Origin of the sequence: Burkholderia sp. BCC1999, from assembly GCF_905339975.1 — a bacterium.
In the GTDB taxonomy this organism is placed as follows: Bacteria; Pseudomonadota; Gammaproteobacteria; order Burkholderiales; family Burkholderiaceae; genus Burkholderia.
Map to the genome: position 1 here is coordinate 198,240 of NZ_CAJPHP010000006.1, position 19,422 is coordinate 217,661.

18 protein-coding genes are annotated in these 19,422 nt (G+C 66.9%); 8 read left to right on the forward strand and 10 right to left on the reverse strand.

Translation table 11 applies throughout. The features are described from left to right. Window positions 1-25 precede the first annotated feature (25 nt). The gene (locus U5809_RS10750) at window positions 26-1,159 is read right to left on the reverse strand and encodes a muconate/chloromuconate family cycloisomerase (protein ID WP_322086483.1); all 1,134 of its coding nucleotides are present in this window, start codon (window positions 1,157-1,159) and stop codon (window positions 26-28) included. 91 nt (window positions 1,160-1,250) lie between these two features. On the opposite strand from U5809_RS10750, the gene U5809_RS10755 reads away from it, so the two are divergent. Further along, window positions 1,251-2,141 carry a LysR family transcriptional regulator gene (locus tag U5809_RS10755; RefSeq protein ID WP_322086484.1) on the forward strand — a complete coding sequence of 297 codons (891 nt, stop codon included), beginning with the start codon at window positions 1,251-1,253 and terminating at the stop codon, window positions 2,139-2,141. 153 nt (window positions 2,142-2,294) lie between these two features. On the opposite strand, the gene andR is transcribed toward U5809_RS10755, so the two are convergent. Then, window positions 2,295-3,254: an anthranilate 1,2-dioxygenase regulatory protein AndR gene (gene andR / locus U5809_RS10760; protein ID WP_322086485.1), complete on the reverse strand. Its 960-nt coding sequence runs from the start codon at window positions 3,252-3,254 to the stop codon at window positions 2,295-2,297. Between the two features lie 213 nt (window positions 3,255-3,467). Here andR and andAc point away from each other — a divergent pair, with 213 nt between their 5' ends. The 4 genes from andAc to andAa are packed head-to-tail and all read left to right on the forward strand — an operon-like array spanning window position 3,468 to window position 6,784. Next, on the forward strand, window positions 3,468-4,739 hold the full coding sequence (andAc, locus tag U5809_RS10765; protein ID WP_176046080.1) for an anthranilate 1,2-dioxygenase large subunit AndAc: 1,272 nt from the start codon (window positions 3,468-3,470) through the stop codon (window positions 4,737-4,739). Between the two features lie 14 nt (window positions 4,740-4,753). Continuing rightward, window positions 4,754-5,230, forward strand: a complete 477-nt coding sequence (gene andAd, locus U5809_RS10770; protein WP_166954302.1) for an anthranilate 1,2-dioxygenase small subunit AndAd — start codon at window positions 4,754-4,756, stop codon at window positions 5,228-5,230. A 17-nt stretch (window positions 5,231-5,247) separates the two neighbouring features. Next, window positions 5,248-5,574 carry an anthranilate 1,2-dioxygenase ferredoxin subunit AndAb gene (gene andAb, locus U5809_RS10775; protein WP_006479527.1) on the forward strand — a complete coding sequence of 109 codons (327 nt, stop codon included), beginning with the start codon at window positions 5,248-5,250 and terminating at the stop codon, window positions 5,572-5,574. Further along, complete coding sequence (andAa, locus tag U5809_RS10780) at window positions 5,564-6,784, forward strand: anthranilate 1,2-dioxygenase system ferredoxin--NAD(+) reductase (RefSeq protein WP_322086486.1); 1,221 nt, start codon at window positions 5,564-5,566, stop codon at window positions 6,782-6,784. Before andAb ends, andAa begins: the two co-directional genes overlap by 11 nt. Before the next feature lie 51 nt (window positions 6,785-6,835). Here andAa and U5809_RS10785 read toward each other — a convergent pair whose 3' ends face one another. From U5809_RS10785 to U5809_RS10810, 6 genes are all read right to left on the reverse strand, one after another. Beyond that, window positions 6,836-7,795, reverse strand: a complete 960-nt coding sequence (locus U5809_RS10785; RefSeq protein ID WP_322086487.1) for a DUF1177 domain-containing protein — start codon at window positions 7,793-7,795, stop codon at window positions 6,836-6,838. 79 nt (window positions 7,796-7,874) lie between these two features. Beyond that, the gene (locus U5809_RS10790) at window positions 7,875-9,020 is read right to left on the reverse strand and encodes a porin (protein WP_322086488.1); all 1,146 of its coding nucleotides are present in this window, start codon (window positions 9,018-9,020) and stop codon (window positions 7,875-7,877) included. Window positions 9,021-9,074: 54 nt separating this feature from the next. After that, window positions 9,075-9,830, reverse strand: coding sequence for a dipeptidase PepE (pepE, locus tag U5809_RS10795; protein ID WP_322086489.1), 756 nt, complete (start codon window positions 9,828-9,830; stop codon window positions 9,075-9,077). Window positions 9,831-9,861: 31 nt separating this feature from the next. Continuing rightward, window positions 9,862-11,046 carry an aminotransferase class V-fold PLP-dependent enzyme gene (locus U5809_RS10800; RefSeq protein ID WP_322086490.1) on the reverse strand — a complete coding sequence of 395 codons (1,185 nt, stop codon included), beginning with the start codon at window positions 11,044-11,046 and terminating at the stop codon, window positions 9,862-9,864. Window positions 11,047-11,070: 24 nt separating this feature from the next. After that, window positions 11,071-12,690 carry an OPT/YSL family transporter gene (locus U5809_RS10805; protein WP_322086491.1) on the reverse strand — a complete coding sequence of 540 codons (1,620 nt, stop codon included), beginning with the start codon at window positions 12,688-12,690 and terminating at the stop codon, window positions 11,071-11,073. A 61-nt stretch (window positions 12,691-12,751) separates the two neighbouring features. Then, window positions 12,752-13,492, reverse strand: a complete 741-nt coding sequence (locus tag U5809_RS10810; RefSeq protein WP_322086492.1) for an IclR family transcriptional regulator — start codon at window positions 13,490-13,492, stop codon at window positions 12,752-12,754. A 284-nt stretch (window positions 13,493-13,776) separates the two neighbouring features. On the opposite strand from U5809_RS10810, the gene U5809_RS10815 reads away from it, so the two are divergent. After that, complete coding sequence (locus tag U5809_RS10815; protein WP_322086493.1) at window positions 13,777-15,063, forward strand: DUF445 domain-containing protein; 1,287 nt, start codon at window positions 13,777-13,779, stop codon at window positions 15,061-15,063. A 48-nt stretch (window positions 15,064-15,111) separates the two neighbouring features. On the opposite strand, the gene U5809_RS10820 is transcribed toward U5809_RS10815, so the two are convergent. Both U5809_RS10820 and U5809_RS10825 read right to left on the reverse strand, forming a co-directional pair. Beyond that, entirely contained in the window at window positions 15,112-15,411 is a 300-nt protein-coding gene (locus U5809_RS10820; protein ID WP_124446336.1) for an addiction module antidote protein, read from the reverse strand. Between the two features lie 3 nt (window positions 15,412-15,414). Beyond that, on the reverse strand, window positions 15,415-15,732 hold the full coding sequence (locus U5809_RS10825) for a type II toxin-antitoxin system RelE/ParE family toxin (protein ID WP_322086494.1): 318 nt from the start codon (window positions 15,730-15,732) through the stop codon (window positions 15,415-15,417). 358 nt (window positions 15,733-16,090) lie between these two features. Between U5809_RS10825 and U5809_RS10830 the strand changes: the two genes are divergently transcribed. Both U5809_RS10830 and U5809_RS10835 read left to right on the forward strand, forming a co-directional pair. Further along, the gene (locus U5809_RS10830; protein WP_322086495.1) at window positions 16,091-17,731 is read left to right on the forward strand and encodes an acetolactate synthase large subunit; all 1,641 of its coding nucleotides are present in this window, start codon (window positions 16,091-16,093) and stop codon (window positions 17,729-17,731) included. Window positions 17,732-17,760: 29 nt separating this feature from the next. After that, window positions 17,761-19,194 carry an aldehyde dehydrogenase family protein gene (locus U5809_RS10835; RefSeq protein WP_282511188.1) on the forward strand — a complete coding sequence of 478 codons (1,434 nt, stop codon included), beginning with the start codon at window positions 17,761-17,763 and terminating at the stop codon, window positions 19,192-19,194. Window positions 19,195-19,422: the final 228 nt, after the last annotated feature.

The window sequence follows — 19,422 nt, forward strand, 5'->3', positions numbered from 1 at the left end:
TCCGGTTTCGGTAGTCGTGTGGGGATCAGCGGGCGTCGCGTCGCATCCGTTCGATGCGGGCCCAGTCGAAGGTGATGCCGAGGCCGGGCGTCGCCGGCAGATGCAGCTTGAAATCCTGGTAGCGCAGCGGCTCGACGAGGATTTCCTCGGTGAGCAGCAGCGGGCCGAACAGCTCGGTGCCCCATTTCAGCGAGTCGAACGTGCTGAACAGTTGCGCGGACGCCATCGTGCCGGCCGCGCCCTCGAGCATGGTGCCGCCGTACAGTTCGATGCCGGCCGCCGCCGCGATCGATGCGACGCTCGCCGCGCCCTGCAGGCCGCCCGATTGCGCGATCTTCACCGCGAACACGTCGGCCGCGCGATCCTGCGCGAGCGCGAACGCATCGACGGGGCCGTGCAGCGCCTCGTCGGCCATGATCGGCACCTGCGCGAGCTGCGTGAGGCGTTTCAGCCCCGCGCGGTTGGTCGCGGCGATCGGCTGCTCGACGAGGCTCACGCCGGCTTCGGCGAGCCGCGCGCCGGCCCAGATTGCGTCGGTTTCGCTCCATGCCTGGTTCACGTCGACCCGCACGTCGCCGCGCTCGCCGAGCGCGCGCTTGATCGCGACCACGTGCGCGACGTCGTCCGCGACGGCGTTCGAGCCGATCTTCAGCTTGAACGCACGGTGGCGGCGCGCGTCGAGCATCGCTTCGGCTTCCGCGATGTCGCGCTGCGTGTCACCGCTCGCGAGCGTCCAGGCGACATCCACCGCATCGGTGCGGCGGCCGCCGAACAGCTCGGACAGCGGTACGCCGAGACGTTGCGCCTGTGCGTCGAACAGCGCGGTCTCGATCGCGCACTTCGCGAAGCGGTTGCCCTGGAACAGCTTGCGGGCGCGCGCCATCGCGGCGCCCGGGCGTGTCGCGTCCATGCCCTGCAGCAGCGGCGCGAAGTAGGTGTCGATGTTGACCTTGATGCTTTCGGGGCTTTCCTCGCCGTACGCGAGGCCGCCGATGGTCGTCGCCTCGCCGACGCCTTCGATACCGTCCGTGCATCGAATACGGACCAGTACGAGGGTCTGGCAATTCATCGTCGCGACCGACAGTTTGTGGGGCCTGATCGTCGGCACGTCGACGAGCAGCGTCTCGATGCGTTCGATGGTGGCGGCAGTTGCTATCATGCGATTCCTCCTGTTGGTGCACATGGTAGGAATTCCCGCCCCGCGTCGTCCAACACTCTTTCCGACTACTTCCATACCTTTGAGGCATGAAATGGAATTGCGTCAGCTCCGCTACTTCATCGCCGTCGCCGAGGAAATGAACATCACGCGGGCCGCGGAGCGCTTGCACATGACGCAGCCGCCGCTGAGCCGCCAGCTCCAGGCGATCGAGGACGAGATCGGGCTGCCGCTGTTCGAGCGCGGTGCGCGGCCGCTGAAACTGACGGATGCGGGGCGGGTGTTCTACGCGCAGGCGAAGCGCCTCGTCGACCAGGCCGACGAGCTCGGTCCGCTGACGCGGCGGCTCGCGCAGCTGTCGGAGCGGATCGTGATCGGCTTCGTGCCGTCGACGCTGTATGGCGCGCTGCCGGACGTGATCCGCGCGTTTCGCGAGGCGCAGCCGGAAGTGGAACTGTCGCTGATCGAAATGTTCACGCTGGAGCAGCTCGGCGCGCTGAAGGGTGGGCGGATCGACGTGGGCTTCGGCCGGCTGCGCTTCGACGACGACCAACTCGTGCGCGAGGCGCTGATCGAGGAAAAGCTGATCGCGGCGCTGCCGGTCGGGCATCCGCTCGCCGATCCGGCACGGCTTCTGACGCTCGCGGATATCGCGAACGAGACGCTGATCGTCTATCCGAGCACGCCGCGGCCGAGCTTCGCCGATCAGCAGCTGTCCGCGCTGCGCGACGGCGCGCTGGTGCCGGCGGCCGTGCACGAGGTGCGCGAACTGCAGACGGCGCTCGGGCTCGTGGCCGCGCAGGTCGGTGTGTCGCTGGTGCCGGAGAGCGTGGAGGGCGTGCGCGTAAAAGGCGTGGTCTATCGGCGGTTGCCGGAGCCGGCCGCGACTTCGCCGATCATCATGAGCCGCCGGTTGCACGGTGAAAGTGCGGCGACTGCCGCGTTCTGCGCGATTGCGCGGGAGATGATCGGGGCGTCGGCCTGATGGGTGTCGCCGCTCTCAAATATCGCAACTAACGGTCTGTTTCGGCAGGCGCCAGTCAATGCGGAGGAGGTGTCGCAATGTCCCGCACGGCGATGCAAGCCGCGCGCCGGTCGTACAGGTTGCGGGCCGCAGGTTGCGCCAGCGAATGCGTCGCTATCGCTTCGCGTCGAGCGTTTCCGACGGCGATTCCCCGAACTTTTCCCGATACGCGATCGCGAATCGCCCGAGGTGGGTAAACCCGCAATCGAGCGCGACATCGGCAATCCGCCGGTCGGACATCGCGCCGCGCAACAGTTCACGCGCATGGTCGAGCCGCGTCGCGCGCAGGTATTGCATCGGGCTCATTCCACGGAACTGCAGGAACGCGTCGCGCAGCGTCCGCTCCGGCACGTTGGCGGCCTGGACGATATCGGCGAGCTGCAGCGGCTGAGCGTAGTGCGCGTTCACGAACTCCTGCGCGCGCCGCACGAAGCCCGGCGCCGGGTCGCGATGTGACGCGTGCAATACCGAGGGCGGGTGGCCCTCGATCAGCAGGTCGATCAGCAGGTGCTCGAGCTGCGACGCGACGCGCGGGTTCGCGTTCGCGCGTTCGAGCAGTTCGGGCGAGCGCGCAACGAGCATCAATTGCTGGCGCCACGCGGCGAGTGCGGCGTCGCTGACGTGCAGCACAGGATCGAGCGTCGCGCGCGGGTCGCCCGTGAGCGAGCCGACCGTTGCCGCGTCGATGCGCAGCACGAACTGCTCGCAATCGGCGGACAGCACTGCGTCGAAGGGTTCCCCGGGCGCGCACAGCACGCCGGTCTGGCCGTCGACGCCGAGCTGCCGCCCCATCGCGCGCACCTCGGCGTGGCCGGACAGGCAGAACATCAGCAGGTAGTAGCCATCGACCGCGTCGACCTGCACGCGCATCGCGTCGCCGAATGCGATCGTGCCGATCCCGAGCCCGCCGAGCCTGACGAAATCCATGTGCGACGCACCATGCGTGCGGCCGTTCGGCAGCAGCGCATGCGGCTGCATCACGCGCGAGATCCGCTCGCGCGTCTCGTCGAGATCGCGGGATTCGAACAGCCGGTGCGCGCGTAGCGCGAGCGGCTCGAACGACGTTGGGGACATGGGCCTCAGCCTTTGTATGGGCGACGCGCGCTTCGATCCGATGAATGGGTCGCGATCGTGCGCAGGGTCGTGTGTGCCGCCATGCTAGCGCAGAAATCCGCCGAAAGTGGATATTGCGCCGCCGCAATCGCACTTTCCGGATAGACGGCGAATATTAGCCTTTCAAAAATGGACTCCATCTTGTCAATGAAACGGAACCACAAGGAGTCCGACATGGAGCAGACAGAATCGCCCGTCGTGTTCGCCCCGCGCGACGACGCGTCCGCCGTGAGCTTTCCGCACGACGACGGCTCGCGCGTGCCGTACAAGGTGTTCAGTTCGCAGGCCGTCTACGAACGCGAACAGGAACGCATCTTCCGCGGCCCGACGTGGAACTTCGTCGCGCTGGAAGCGGAAATCCCGAACGCCGGCGACTTCAAGAGCACGTTCGTCGGCGATACGCCGGTGGTCGTCACGCGCACCGAGGACGGCACGCTTTCCGCGTGGGTGAACCGTTGCGCGCACCGCGGCGCGCAGGTGTGCCGCAAGTCGCGCGGCAACGCGAGCTCGCACACGTGCGTGTATCACCAGTGGAGCTTCGACAACTCGGGCAACCTGCTCGGCGTGCCGTTCCGGCGCGGCCAGAAGGGGATGTCCGGGATGCCGGCCGACTTCGACCCGAAGCAGCACGGGCTGCGCAAGCTGCGCGTCGACAGCTATCGCGGGCTCGTGTTCGCCACCTTCAGCGACGACGTGATGCCGTTGCCCGACTATCTCGGCGAGCAGATGCGCCCGTGGATCGACCGGATCTTCCACAAGCCGATCGAGTATCTCGGCTGCACGCGCCAGTATTCGAAGTCGAACTGGAAGCTGTACATGGAGAACGTGAAGGACCCGTATCACGCGAGCATGCTGCACCTGTTCCATACGACCTTCAACATCTTCCGCGTCGGGATGAAGGCGCGCTCGATTCCGGATGCGAATCACGGGCTGCACAGCATCATCACGGTGACGAAGACGGGCGACGATACGTCGGCCGCGTACAAGCAGCAGAACATTCGCTCGTTCGACGAAGGCTTTCATCTGGAGGACGAATCGATTCTCGATCTCGTGTCGGAATACGACGAGGACTGCACGAACCATATCCAGCCGATCTTCCCGCAGCTCGTGATCCAGCAGATCCACAACACGCTGGTCGCACGCCAGATCCTGCCGAAAGGCCCCGACAACTTCGAACTGATCTTCCATTTCTTCGGTTACGCGGACGATACGCCCGAGCTGCGCGCGCTGCGCATCAAGCAGGCGAACCTCGTCGGGCCGGCCGGCTATATCTCGATGGAGGACACCGAGGCGACCGAACTCGTGCAGCGCGGCACGGTGCGAGACGGCGACGCGACGTCGGTGATCGAGATGTCGCGCGGCAATCCGGACCAGCAGGACACGGTGATCACTGAAAGCCTGATCCGCAAGTTCTGGGTCGGCTACCAGAAGCTGATGGGCTATTGAGGCGGGAGCGCGAAATGACGGAAGACATGAAGACGTGGTTCGAGATTTACATGCTCCAGAACCGCTATATCGGGCACCTCGACAACAACCGGCTCGAAGCATGGCCGACGATGTTTACCGAGGACTGCACGTACGAAATCGTGCCGAAGGAGAACGCCGACCTCGGGCTGCCGGTCGGGATCGTCCACTGCACGAACCAGCGCATGCTGCGCGACCGCGTGGTGTCGCTGCGGCACGCGAACATCTATGAAGAGCACACGTACCGGCACATGACGTCGGGCCTGACGATCGTCGCCGAACGCGACGGCGAGATCGACACCGAGAGCAACTACGTCGTCGTGCAGACGCGCAGCAACGGCGAGTCGAACGTGTACCAGGCCGGCAAGTACTACGACACGGTCGTGCGCACGCCCGACGGGTTGCGCTACAAGACCAAGCGCGTGATCTACGACACGTCGCGCGTGCAGACGCTGCTCGCGACGCCGATCTGACGAAGCAAGGAACCGACATGACCGAAGCAACGCTGGCCGAGTGGCATCCGCTCGGCGCTTTCGACGAATTCTCCGAAGACGAACCGGCGGCGCGCGTCGCCGGCCAGAAACCGATCGCCGTGTTCCGGATCGGCGACGAACTGTTCGCGATGCACGACCTCTGCACGCACGGCCATGCGCGGCTGTCCGAAGGCTATGTGGAGGACGGCTGCGTCGAATGCCCGCTGCACCAGGGGCTGATCGACATTCGCACCGGCGCGCCGAAATGCGCGCCGATCACGGAGCCGGTGCGGACTTATCCGATCCGGATCGTCGACGGGCAGGTGGAAGTCAATGTCGGCTGATCCGTTCGTGATCGTCGGCGCCGGCCACGCGGCGCGGCGCACGGCCGAAGCGCTGCGCGAACGCGATGCGGCGGCGCGCATCGTGATGATCGGCGCGGAGCGCGAGCTGCCGTATGACCGGCCCGCGCTGTCGAAGGATGCGCTACTGACGGACGGCGGCGAGCAGCGCGCGTTCGTGCGCGATGCGGCGTGGTACGACGCGCAGCGCATCGAGTTGCGGCTCGGCACGCGCGTCGATGCGATCGAGCGTGCGGCGCAGCGCGTGCGGCTCGACGACGGCGCGACGTTACCCTACGCACGGCTCGTGCTCGCGACGGGTTCGCGCGTACGTACGTTCGGCGGGGCGGTCGACGAAGGCGTCACGCCGCACTACGTCCGCACGGTCGACGATGCACGTGCGTTGCGTGCGCGGCTTGCGCCGGGACGTCGCGTGGCGGTGCTCGGCGGCGGTTTCATCGGGCTCGAGGTGGCGGCTGCCGCGCGCCAGCTCGGCTGCGACGTGACGGTGATCGATCCGGCGCCGCGCGTGTTGCAGCGTGCGTTGCCGGAAGTCGTCGGTTCGTATGCACGCCAGCTGCACGATGGGCGCGGTGTGGTGTTCCAGATGGCGACGCTGCCGCGCGCGATCCGTCGCGCACCGGGCGGCGGCGCGATCGTCGAGACTGATCGCGGCGATGTGCCGGCCGATATCGTCGTGGTCGGCATCGGCGTGGTGCCCAACGTCGAGCTGGCACAGGCGGCCGGGCTCGACGTCGACAACGGGATACGCGTCGACGCGGGTTGCCGCACGACCGACGCCGCGATTTTCGCGACGGGCGAGGTGACGATGCACTTCAACCCGCTGCTCGGGCGCCACGTGCGGATCGAATCGTGGCAGGTCGCCGAAAACCAGCCGGCCGTCGCGGCCGCGAACCTGCTCGGCGCGGACGAAACCTATGCCGAGCTGCCGTGGCTGTGGTCCGATCAGTACGACTGCAACCTGCAGATGCTCGGGCTGTTCGGCGGCGAACGCACGATCGTCGTGCGCGGCGATCCGGCGAGCGGGCCGTTCACGGTGTTCGGGCTGGGCGACGACGGCAGGATCGTGGCGGTGGCCGCGGCGAACCTGGGCCGTGACATCGGCGCATCGCGCCGTCTGATCGCGGCAGGGGCCGTGCCCGATCCGGCGAAGCTGGCCGATCCGGCGGTGAACCTGAAGTCTTTTCTGTAACGGCGAGAGCGACCTGCGGCCGATCGTCCGGCCGCAGGTCGCTCGCTTGCGTTACGCGGCGTTGCCGTACCCCTGGAATACGCTCAGGTCCGGATAGGCGTGGCGGATCTTCTGCCATTCGTTCGCGTCGTAGAACTCGCATGCGCCGGCCGTGAAGCGCTTCGCGACTTCGACCGAAAAGCGCACGGCCTCGGCGAGATCGACTTCGTGGCTCGCGCTCGAATCGCTGCCGCCGACGACCGCGCGTGCGGTGATCGCGACGCCGACGACCGGCTTGTCGGTGCCGACGTGCGGCTGCATGATGCTGTTGAAGTGCGACAGCCCGTTGTCGTACGGCGTGATGTCTTGCAACGAGATCGGGAACGTGACGGCCGGCATGCCGGTCGTCGATTCCATGATCGATACGAGGTCGGGCGCCATCCGCAGGATGTAGCCCTGCATCGCGGTCGGCGACAGCGCGAAGCCGCGCTGTTTGACGATCCGGTTGCCCTTCGACGCGTCGAGCGACAGGATCGCATCCATGTCGGGCGTCACTTCGTAACAGTTCATCGTTGCAGACGAAACGGGCATGCCCATGAACGGCACGCCGTTGTTCTCGCTCATCGACACGTCGGTCGACAGGTGCGTCGTGACGATCACGTCGCCGGGCAGCACGTCGCCGTTAGCCTTCATCTGCGCGAGCTTCAGCGCGGCCGCGAGCGAGCCGATCGGGCCGTCCGCGTCCGACACCATCCCGAACTTCGCGGGCCGCGCGCCGATCGCGCCGTTGCGGCCGACGATGCCGAGCGAGCGCGCGTTGCCGCCGGCCGTCTTGCCGCGCGAGCCGGGGATCACGATCGTGATGAAGTCGGTCGTCTTCGCCGTGTCTTCCGGCGGCTCGTTGTTGACCGTGGTGACCTCGACCGTCACGCCGTGTGCCGCATACGGCGCGAACAGCGCGGCGATGTGCTGCCCGTCGACGGTCGCGCCGTCGAGCGCGTCGAAAATGACGAGGGTCTGCTTCAGTGCCATCGAATGCCTCTTGATTCAGGTTGCCGATGCGGCGGTTGTGCGCCGCGCCGCGGGCCGCATCGGTCGAATGCGCGGTGGATCAGAAGAAGTGCCGCAGGCCGAGCAGCACGGACAGCTGCTCGTTGCGGCCGTTGAGTGCGGAGCCTTTCGCGGCTGCCGCGTTGGTCGTCGTGTTGCCGAACAGGCCCGACCAGCCGCCGCGCGTCCATTCGTACGACGTCGCGACATAGACGTCGGTGCGCTTGCTGAGGCTGTAGTCGGCGACGCCGTACACGGTGCTGCGCGCGCCGTTGAATCCGTCGGCGAGCGTGCGGTTGTGCATCCCCGCGACGACGAAGTTCCACACCGGCGTCGCACGCCAGTTCGCGCCGACCGTGAAGAAGTCGTCACGGCGATGTGAGTCGAACACCGAGTTGATCGTGACGGCGGCGGTCGGCGAGCCGGACGCCATGCTCGTGATCGACGCGGTGTCGGTGCCGCCGTTCGACGAATCGAAGCCCGCGTCGCGATCGCTGTGCAGGTAGTTCGCGAACACGTTCACGCTGCCGATCGCGGCTTTTGCACCGGCGAGGTAGATCCGCGCGCGGCGGCTTTGCGTGTCGCGCGTTTGCTGCGCATCGCCGATCAGTGTGACCGGACCCGATTCGTACTTGACACCGAGCGACATCGACGAACGCGCGCGCGTATCGCCTGCGATCCCGCCGAACGCGTACTCGGCGATCACCTGCATCGGCCCGTAGGTGCCGGTATAGCTGACCGCGTTGTCGTAGCGCTGGCCGACCAGGTAGACCTGCCATGAATTGGTCGGCGCGGCGCCGACGCCGAGCGGGTCGACGTAGTACAGCATCGTGTTGCCGGTCGTGTATTGCCGGCCGAGCGCGAGCTCGCCCCAGCGTTCGTGACCGAGTTTCACGAATGCCTGCCGGCCGAACAGCTGGCCCTGCTGGTCGAGCTTGCCGTTGTTCGCGAGAAAGCCGTTTTCCAGCGTGAAGCCGGCTTTCCAGCCGTTGCCGAGCGCCTCGTTGCCTTTCAGCCCGAAGCGGCTGCCGGACAGAAAGCCCTCGTTGCCCTGCTGCAGGCCGATCGTGCGATCGCCGGACGGGTTGGTGTGCGTCTGATAACCGATCGCGACGTCGATGACGCCGTACAGCGTCACGGTGGACTGGGCATGCGCGATACCCGTCGCGCCGGCCAACAGCGCAAGTCCGGCAAGCTGCTTCTTCATGACAAGGTCTCCTAACCGATATGGAAATGTTTTTTTAAAAGACGTATCTGGCGCTTATTGCCGGAACGCGGGCCATTGGTCGACGTCGGACGGGCCGGTGATCGACGCGAGCGGGAACGTCGCGTTTTCCGCGAGCGTGCGCACGTCGGTCTTGCTCGCGAAATGCAGCGCGCCGCGCTCGCCGAGTACGGTGCCGGTCGTGCCGTCGGACAGCAGCGCCGAGCCCTCGGGCAGTGCGAACACCTGTTCCGGCGCGTTGATGTCGAGGAACTCGCCGAGACGTTCCTCGCGGCTCTCGCCGTTGTGCCCGGCCGGCTTGCCGCTGATGAAGTGCGGGTTGATCTGGAACGGCACGAGGCCGAGCGCGCGCAGCGTCGGCGGCTGCACGATCGGCATGTCGTTGGTCGTGCGGACCGTCGGGCACGCGACGTTGCTGCCCGCACTCCAGCCGACGTACGGCACGCCTGCGTGCACGCGTGCGCGGATCGCATCGACGATGTTTGCGTCGTACATGCGCTTGAGCAGCGCGAACGTGTTGCCGCCGCCGACCGCGATCGCGTCGGCATTCTCGATCGTCTTGCGCGGGTCGCTGCTGTGATGCAGCGATTCGAGCGCATAGCCGAGCTTGTCGAACACCGGCTTCACGATTCCTTCGTAGGTGTCGAAGCTGAACGACACGCCCGCATACGGCACGAAGACGATCTTGCGCGCTTCATGGCGGAACAGCGCGTGGATCTGTTCGGTCGCGTGTTCGAGATAGCCGAGCGCGTCCTTGCGGGAGCTGCTCATCAGCAGAAAGCGTTGGTTCATGGTGGCTCCTGTATCGGTAGTCAGGTAGGGGTCAGCGAGCCGCCGCGCGGATCAGCGCGGCGACGCGGTCGATTTCTTCGCGGGTATTGAAATAATGCAGCGACACGCGCGCCATCGTCGACACGCCGTAGCGTGCGAGGATCGCGTCGGCCATGAAGTTGCCGGCCTCGATGATGCAGTGCTGTGCCTCGAGCGCCGCGACGATCGTCGCGGGATCGATGCCGCGCAGGTTGAACGGCACGATGCCGATGCGGCGTGCCGCGTCGCGCGGGCCGTACAGCTCGAAGCCGGGCAGCGTCGCGAACGTGTCGACCGCGTAGGCCGTCAGGTCGCGCACGCGCGCCTCGATCTGCGCGACGCCGATGCACTGGGCATAGTCGAGCGCGGCGCCGAGGCCGAGGATCGCCGGTACGATCGGGCAACCGGCTTCGAAACGCTTCGCGCCGGCGACGAACGACAGCGCGCCGGTCGTACGGTCGTACGCGCCGTTCCACCAGCCGGCGAGCACCGGTTCGAGTGCGTCGATGCGCGCGCGCTGCACGTACAGGAAGCCCGAGCCCTCCGTCGCGCGCAGCGCCTTGCGGCCACAGCCGGCAAGGAAGTCGCAGCCGAGCGTGCGCACGTCGGTCTCGACCATCCCGACGCTTTGCGATGCGTTGACGAGCGACAGCACGCCGTGGTCACGCGCGACTGCGCACAGCGCGGCGGCGTCCTGCAGCGCCCCCGACGAGTTCGGCACATGCGAGAACGTGAGCAGGCGCGTGCGCGGTGTGATGGCCTGCGCGAACGCGTCGGGTGCGAGCAGCCCCTCGTCGTTCGCGGCGATCATCCTCACGACGATGCCGTGCGTCGCTTCGAGTCGCTTCCACGGCAGCAGGTTGCTGAGCATCTCGGTATCGGCGACGAGCACTTCGTCGCCCGGCTGCCAGCGCAGGCCCTGCGCGACGAGCGAGATCGCCTCGGTCGCATTCTTCGTGAACGCGATCTCGTCCGCGTGTGCGCCGAGGAACGCCGCGAGCTGCTTGCGCACGGCATCGACGCGTGCATAGGTGGCCTTGCGGAACGCGGGCAGGTAGATGCCGACGCGGCCGGTGTCGCGCAGATAGTCGTTGACGGTGTCGAGCACGGGCTCGGGCGGCAGCGACGCGGCGGCCGTATCGAGGTAGATCGTCGATGCGGTCAGCGGCGTATCGGCGCGGATTGCAGTGATGTCCATCTGAAGTCCTGTCGGTGAAACGGATTACTTGAGCTTGATGAGCGAACGCGTGAAGCTGAAGAGCGCATCGCCGGCGATCACGCCGCCTGCGAACGCGCTCATCTCGGCGATGTCGCGTTCACCGCGCGTGCGCAGCAGGATGAAGCGGATCGCGAGGCCGGTCAGCACCGCGAAGCCCGCGAGCGGCGACGTGAGCAGCATGCCGGTCGACAGCAGCACGCCGAGCTGGCGCTTGGCGCCGCCGAGCCACTGCAGCAGCGCGCCGGGCACGGCCCAGATCGCGAGGTCGCGAGCGATGTCCCAGGACGAACCGGCCTTGATCGACGCCGCATAGACGCGGTCGACCGGCGGCAGCATGTCGCGGCTGAAGAAGCCGTGATGGAACAGCACGACCACGATGCCCGCGACGACGAAGCCGAGCGTCGCCGCGAGGAACTGCTGGCGGCGGCCGGCCATTTCGAGCGCCGGGTCCTGGCCCGAGCCGCGCAGCAGGAAGCCGGTCTTCAGGTCGTAGCCCATGTCGGCGAACGCGGGTCCCGTCGCGGCCGAGAAGCCGACCAGCACCGCGAGCGCGGGCGCCGGGAAGCCGATCAGGATGCCGATGGTCAGCGTGATCAGCGCGACCGCGAACGCCGGGAACCAGCCCGAGTGCATCGCGGCGATGCCGACGATCAGCTCGTGGATGTAGGCCGCGAAGGCCGCATACAGGACGAATACGATCAGCATGCCGGTCGACATCTCCGAGAAGCCGCCGGTGCAGCCGACGATCACGAGCGCGATCAGCATGTAGACGACGTAGCCGAGGCCGAGGATGCGGCCCGCGCGCAGCGGCGATACGTCGCCGGTGCCGGCTTCGTCGACCGGTGCGCGGCGGGCGCGGCGGATCTCGGTCGACACCTGCAGCATCGCGACGATGCCCGCGCCGATCATCACGCCGTGCGGGATGTACGCCTTCGCGATGTCGACGCCCGTCAGCGCGACCGAGTAGCCGCGGATCAGCAGGCCGAGGCCGAACATCGTGAGCGCGGCGAGGTTGCCGAGAAACGCCGCGCCGAACGCGGACATCGGGATGCCGAGCCATGCGCCGGCCACGCCGACCGCGACGCCGATCCCGAGGAACGCGGCCTTGCGGCCGCCGCGGTCGCCGGCCCAGATCGCTTCGGCGGTCGCGACGCCCGACGGCCAGCTGCCGGTGGCGGGGAAGATCCGGCTGCCGAACAGCAGGTACAGCATCGTGCCGTCGACGAGCATCGCGGCGAGCGCGCCGATCAGCATCGGCGTCGCGAGCTCGGGCATGCCCATCGCGTACGGCACGCCGATCGGGATCATCAGCGAGTTGGCCGCTCCGAACGTGGCCGACGAAATGGCCGTCTGCACGAGGTTCTGGCGTTCGAGCACGCGGAAGCGCCGCGCGAGTTCGAGCGGGATGCGCGAGAACACGATCGCGATCAGCGCGCCGATGATCGACGTGTTCGCCGAGATGCCGAGCGACACGATCAGCTGCATGCCGATGATCGCGCCGAGCACGGACAGCACGACCGACACGATCAGCAGCACGGGTTCGGCGAAACGGACGCGCGGGGCGCCGGACGGGGCGGCGGGCGCGGCGGGGTCGCCGGCCGGCGCGTCTTGCAGGGCGTTCATGGGTATCTCCTCTTGATGCCGGTAGCTTGTTCTGGTGTGTCGGTATCGGTCGCCGTGGCGCTCAGCGCATCAGGCTGAGCACGCTTTCGATCTTGCGACGCGCGTCATTCAGCGCGTCGAGCAGGCGCGGCACGGCCGATTCGTCGAGGCGCTGCATCGGCCCGGAGATCGCGAGCGACCCGGCGACCGAGCGGCTGCCTTTTGCGGTGAGCGGTACCGCGAGGCCTGCGACGCCGGTCGCGGCTTCTTCACGCGTATAGGCCCAGCCGTTCTCGCGGATCACGTCGAGGCGTGCCTCGATGGCCGCACGGTCGACGGCCTGGCCGGACTTCGTCGCACGCGCGAAGACTTCGTCGCGCATCGAATCGGGCTGGAACGCGAGGATCGCCTTGCCGTGCGCGCCCGCATGCAGCGCGAAACGCTGGCCTTCCTCGATCGAGAAGCGCAACTGCTGGTCGCCGTGCGCGATGTCGAGACACAGCCCTTCGTAACCGTCGAGCAGCGACAGGAACACGGTTTCGCCGCTTTGCTGCGCGAGCCGGTGCAGCGCGGGTTCGACGACCTGCGACGGCGACAGCGAGCGCCGCACGATCTCGCCCATCTCGAACCAGCGCAGGCCGAGCGCGTAGCGGCCCGCACCGTCCTGCACGAGATAACCCTCGGCCGCGAACGTCGCGAGCACGCGATGGACGATCGCGTGATGCACGCCGCTTTCCTTCGCGAGTTCGCGGACGCCCCAGACGGCTTGCTGGGCGGTGAAGTACTGCATCAGTTGCAGTGCGCTGCTGAGTGTCTTGAGCATGATGTTCGTCTCTATATGAGAGACAGTGTCTCGAAATGTGAATACAGTCTGAGCGGACGCGACGACGTCGTGCTATCCGGGTAAACACGACATTGAGAGACAGTCCGGCTGGCAAGGCTGAGCGGGCGATTCGACGGGCCGGAACGGGTTGAAAGGCGGGATGCGCACGGCCGGGCCGGTCAGCCGGCTGCGGCGACAGGCCGCCCGTTAAAAGGGGCCGGGCATTTGTCGGCGGCCTCCGACTCGGTGCATATTGGCGGCATCGCCTGCCTCGCCGTTTGCCCATGACACCCGACAAAGCCCTCGAACTGAAACGCAGCAAGCGCCGCGCGCTGTGGCTGCTGCTGGCCGCCGTCGCGGTGTTCGTCACGACGATCCTGCTGCCGCGCGGCCCGTGGGTCGACGGCGTCAAGGCCGTGGCCGAAGCCGCGATGGTCGGCGCGCTCGCCGACTGGTTTGCGGTCGTCGCGCTGTTCCGCCGCGTGCCGATTCCGTTCGTGTCGCGCCATACCGAGATCATCCCGAAGAACAAGGACAAGATCGCCGACAACCTCGCGGTGTTCGTGCGCGAGAAATTCTTGGGCCCCGACGCGCTCGCCGCGCAGATTCGCCAGCACGATCCCGCGCAGAAGCTCGGCGCGTGGCTGGGCGAACCGCGCAACACCGACGCGCTCGGCGGTTACGTGACGAAGCTGATGAGCTTCGCGCTCGACATGACGGACGACGCGCGAATCCAGTCGTTCGTGCACGACGCGTTCCGCGCGGTGATCGACCGGGTCGACCTGTCGCAGTCGGCCGGCGCGATCCTCGATACGCTGACGAAGGACGGCCGCCACCAGGCGTTGCTCGACGACGCGATCGAACAGGTGGTCGACGTGCTCGACAAGGAGGAGAACCGCGAGGTGATCGCGGGCTTCATCGTCGAATGGCTGAAGACGCAGTATCCGAAGGTCGAGAAGATCATGCCGACGCAGTGGTTCGGCGAGAACGGCGCGCGGATGCTCGCGAGCGCGGTGAGCCGCGTGCTCGAAGGCGTGGCGGCCGACCCCGAGCACGAACTGCGGCAGCGCTTCGACCGGACGGTCGCGCGGCTGACCGAGAAGCTGAAGCACGATCCGGCGTTCGTCGCGAAGGGCGAGGAGATCAAGCGCTATATCCGCGACGGCGATGCGTTCAACGAGTATGCGCGCGACTTGTGGGATCAGTTGCGCGCGTGGCTGAAGGCCGATCTCGCCCGTGCCGATTCGGCGCTGCACCGGCAGGCCGCGACGCTCGGCGGCTGGCTCGGCGCGCGGCTTTCGGAGAGCCCCGCGCTGCGCGCATCGCTGAACGAGCACGTGGAGAAGGCCGTGCACGAGATGGCGCCGGATTTCGCCGATTTCCTGATGCGCCACATTCGCGATACGGTGCGCAACTGGGATGCGCGCGAGATGTCGCGGCAGATCGAGCTGAATATCGGCAAGGACCTGCAATACATCCGCATCAACGGCACGCTGGTGGGCGGGCTGATCGGGCTCGGGCTGTATCTGGTGTCGCTGGTGCCGCGCTGGGCGGCCGGGTGGCTGCATTGACGCGGCAGAAGGCATCGCGCGCGACGCGCGACACCGGCCGCGCGCGCATCACGCGTGCGCTTTCGAGCCGTGCAGCTGCAGGCCAAGCGCCTTGATGACTTTCAGGATGGTGCCGAAGCTCGGGTTGCCGTCGTGCGACAGCGCCTTGTACAGCCCTTCGCGCGACAGGCCGGCATCGCGTGCGACCTGCGACATGCCGCGTGCGCGTGCGATCACGCCGAGCGCGTGCGCGATGAAGGCCGGATCGTCGCCGGCCTCCTGCAGGCAGGCCTCGAAGTAGTCGGCCATGTCGTCTTCGGTTTTCAGGTGTTCGGCCGAATCCCACGGCCGGGTGCTGATCTTGTCCATCGATCACTCCATGTCGAGGTGCACGAGCATCGCGTGCGCGGCGCGTATGTCGGCCTGTTGCGTCGACTTGTTGCCGCCGCAGAGCAGGATGACCCAGATCGGCCCGCGCCGGACGTAGTAGACGCGGTAGCCGGGGCCATGGTCGATCCGCATTTCGACGACCGGCGAGCCGGCGGACTTCCAGTCGCCCGGATTGCCCATCGACAGCCGGTCGATGCGTGCCTGGATGCGTCGCTTCGCGACGCGATCCTGAAGGCCGGCAAACCAGGCGTCGAAGACGTCGGTGGTCCGGATGCTGAACGTAGGCGCACTGTAGGACATCGATTGCGATATGTCAACCATGGTTCACAGGTGAGGTGGCGGGTGGCGGGTCGTTTCGTGGCCCTACGGTAGGGCAGCCCGCTGCGTTCGTGTGCGGATTGGCCGTTCGGCCGAAGTCGAAATCTTTCGAATCCGTCTACAATCAAACACGTCTTTGCCGCCCGTGCGCGCTTGCCGCGCACGGGCGGGTCCGTTCGTCCTCCGGCATCCGGAGGCGCCGCCGTGCATCGTTCGTTGCGCGGCGGGAAGTGTCGTGGTCTGTGTCCAGTAGGTAGAGCGTCCGCGTGCCGTAGGCCGGCGCGCGTCATGAACGCCGCGTGTCCGTAGGCCGGGCAGGCGGCATAACCGAGAGTCCCCCATGAAAGCATCGGATCTGTTCGTGAAGGCGCTGGAAGCCGAAGGCGTCGAGTACGTGTTCGGTATTCCCGGCGAAGAAAACCTCGATCTGCTCGAATCGCTGCGGCGATCGAAGATCAAGCTCGTGCTGACCCGGCACGAGCAGGCGGCCGGGTTCATGGCCGCCACCTACGGCCGCCTGACGGGCCGCACCGGCGTGTGTCTCGCGACGCTCGGGCCCGGCGCGACGAACTTCGTCACGGCCGCCGCGTATGCGCAGCTCGGCGGCATGCCGATGCTGATGATCACCGGGCAGAAGCCGATCAAGTCCAGCAAGCAGGGCCACTTCCAGATCGTCGACGTGGTCGACATGATGCAGCCGCTCACGAAGTTCACACGGCAGATCGTGTCGATCGGCAACATCCCGTCGGCCGTGCGCGAGGCGTTCCGCCGCGCGGAGGAAGAGCGCCCGGGCGCCGCGCACCTCGAACTGCCGGAAGACATCGCGCACGAGGAGGGTGACGGCAAGCCGATCCCGCGCAGCTACAGCCGGCGGCCGGTGGCCGAGGAGAAGGCCGTCGCGCACGCGGTCGACGCGATCCAGGCCGCACGCCATCCGCTGCTGATGATCGGCGCGGGCGGCAACCGCAAGACGACCCGCAAGATCCTCGTCGAATTCGTCGACAAGACGGGCATCCCGTTCTTCACGACGCAGATGGGCAAGGGCGTGATCGACGAGACGCACCCGCTGTGGCTCGGCAACGCAACGCTGTCCGACGGCGATTTCGTGCACCGCGCGATCGAGCACGCCGACTGCATCATCAACGTCGGCCACGACGTGATCGAGAAGCCGCCGTTCTTCATGCGCGCGGACGACAAGACCGTGATCCACGTGAACTTCCTCGGCGCGCAGGTCGATCCCGTCTATTTTCCGCAGATCGAGGTGGTCGGCGACATCGCGAACGCGGTGTGGCAGATGACTGAGGCGATCGCGCCGCAGCCGCACTGGGATTTCGCGCGCTTCGCGATGATCAAGGAGCATTTCGACGCGCACCTGGAGAAGGGCCAGCACGATCCGCGTTTCCCGATGTACCCGGTGCGCATCGTCAACGACCTGTACAACGCAATGCCGGTCGACGGCATCGTCTGTCTCGACAACGGGATGTACAAGATCTGGTTCGCGCGCTACTGGCGTGCGCACGAGCCGAACTCGCTGCTGCTCGACAATGCGCTCGCGTCGATGGGCGCGGGTCTGCCGTCGGCGATCGCGACGAAGATCGTGCATCCGCAGCGCAAGGTGATCGCCGTATGTGGCGACGGCGGCTTCATGATGAATTCGCAGGAGCTCGAAACGGCCGTGCGGCTGAAGCTCGATATCGTCGTGATGATTCTGCGCGACGACGCGTTCGGGATGATCCGCTGGAAGCAGGAGAACATGAATTTCCCCGATTACGCGATGACGCTGCAGAACCCCGATTTCGTGTCGTATGCGCAAAGCTATGGCGCGCACGGGCATCGCGTCGAGTCGGCTGACGATCTGGAGCCGCTGCTGCGCGAGTGCTTCTCGTCGCCGGGCGTGCACGTGATCGACGTGCCGATCGATTACTCGGACAACGAGCGCGTGCTGAACCGCGAGATCAAGCGCCTGTCGGCGCAGCTCTGAATTCCCCGTTCACAGGAAGGAGTCGTTCCATGTTGAAGGAAACCTATCCGTACTACCTCGCCAACGAAGCCGTCTACGCGAATACCGATCTGGACGTGACGGACAAGTTCAGCGGCAAGGTCGCGACGCGCGTCGCGCTGGCCGACGCGAAGGCGATCGATGCGGCGATTGCCGCGGCGGTCGACGCCGCGAAGCCGATGCGCGAGATGCCGGCCTTCAAGCGGCAGGCCGTGCTCGACCATTGCGTCGCGCGCTTTCGCGAGCGCTTCGACGAGCTGGCCGAGGCGCTGTGCATCGAGGCCGGCAAGCCGATCAACGATTCGAAGGGCGAAGTGACGCGGCTGATCGATACGTTCCGCGTCGCGTCCGAGGAATCGGTGCGCATCGACGGCGAGATCATCAACCTCGAAATCTCCGCGCGTGCGCAGGGCTACACGGGCTATACGAAGCGCGTGCCGGTCGGCCCGTGCTCGTTCATCTCGCCGTTCAACTTCCCGCTGAACCTCGCCGCGCACAAGGTCGCGCCCGCGCTCGCGGCCGGCTGCCCGTTCGTGCTGAAGCCCGCGAGCCGCACGCCGATCGGCGCGCTGATCATCGGCGAGGTGCTCGCGGAAACCGACTTGCCGAAGGGTGCGTTCTCGGTGCTGCCCGCGCATCGCGACGGCGCCGACCTGTTCACGACCGATGAGCGTTTCAAACTGTTGTCGTTTACGGGGTCGCCAGCCGTCGGCTGGGCGCTGAAGGAGAAGGCCGGCAAGAAGAAAGTCGTGCTGGAACTCGGCGGCAACGCTGCCGCGATCGTCGATGCGGACCAGCGCGACCGGCTCGACTACGTGGTCGAGCGTCTCGCGTTCGGCGCGTACTACCAGTCGGGCCAGAGCTGCATCGGCGTGCAGCGGATCCTCGTGCACGCCGATCTCTACGACGCGCTGCGCGAGAAGCTGATCGCGAAGACGCGATCGCTGAAGATGGGCGATCCGAAGGATCCGTCGACGTTCGTCGGCCCGATGATCTCCGAATCGGAGTCGCGCCGGCTGTCGGGCTGGATGGACGCGGCTGTCGCGGCGGGCGCGAAGATCGTCGCGGGCGGCAAGGTCGACGGCGCGATGTTCGAGGCGACGCTGCTGGAAAACGTCGGGCATGAGCAGGACCTGTACCGCAAGGAGGCGTTCGGCCCGGTCGCGATCCTCGAGAAGTTCGATCGCTTCGACGACGCACTCGCACGGGTGAACGACAGCGACTTCGGGCTGCAGGCCGGCGTGTTCACCGATTCGCTCACGCATGCGCAGCGCGCGTGGGATGAACTGGAAGTCGGCGGCGTCGTGATCAACGACGTGCCGTCGTTCCGTGTCGACAACATGCCGTACGGTGGCGTGAAGGATTCGGGCCTCGGCCGGGAAGGGATCCGCTACGCGATCGAGGACATGACCGAACCGCGGTTGATGGTCGTGCGGCGCCGGTAACGCGCAGGCACGCGGCGCGGTTCCGCAACGGCACGCAGGCCGGCGATCAGGCCGGCCTGCGTGCCGTTTTCATTGCGGTGCCCGCATCGGGCCGGCACGGTGTGTGCGCTGAATGACGGCCCGCCCGACGCACGCTCGACTGCGGGCCTCGCCTCGTGATGTAATCGCGCCAAACTGCCGACCGGGGTGCGACACCGGAAGGCGCGAATTCATTCTTCACGAGGTCGA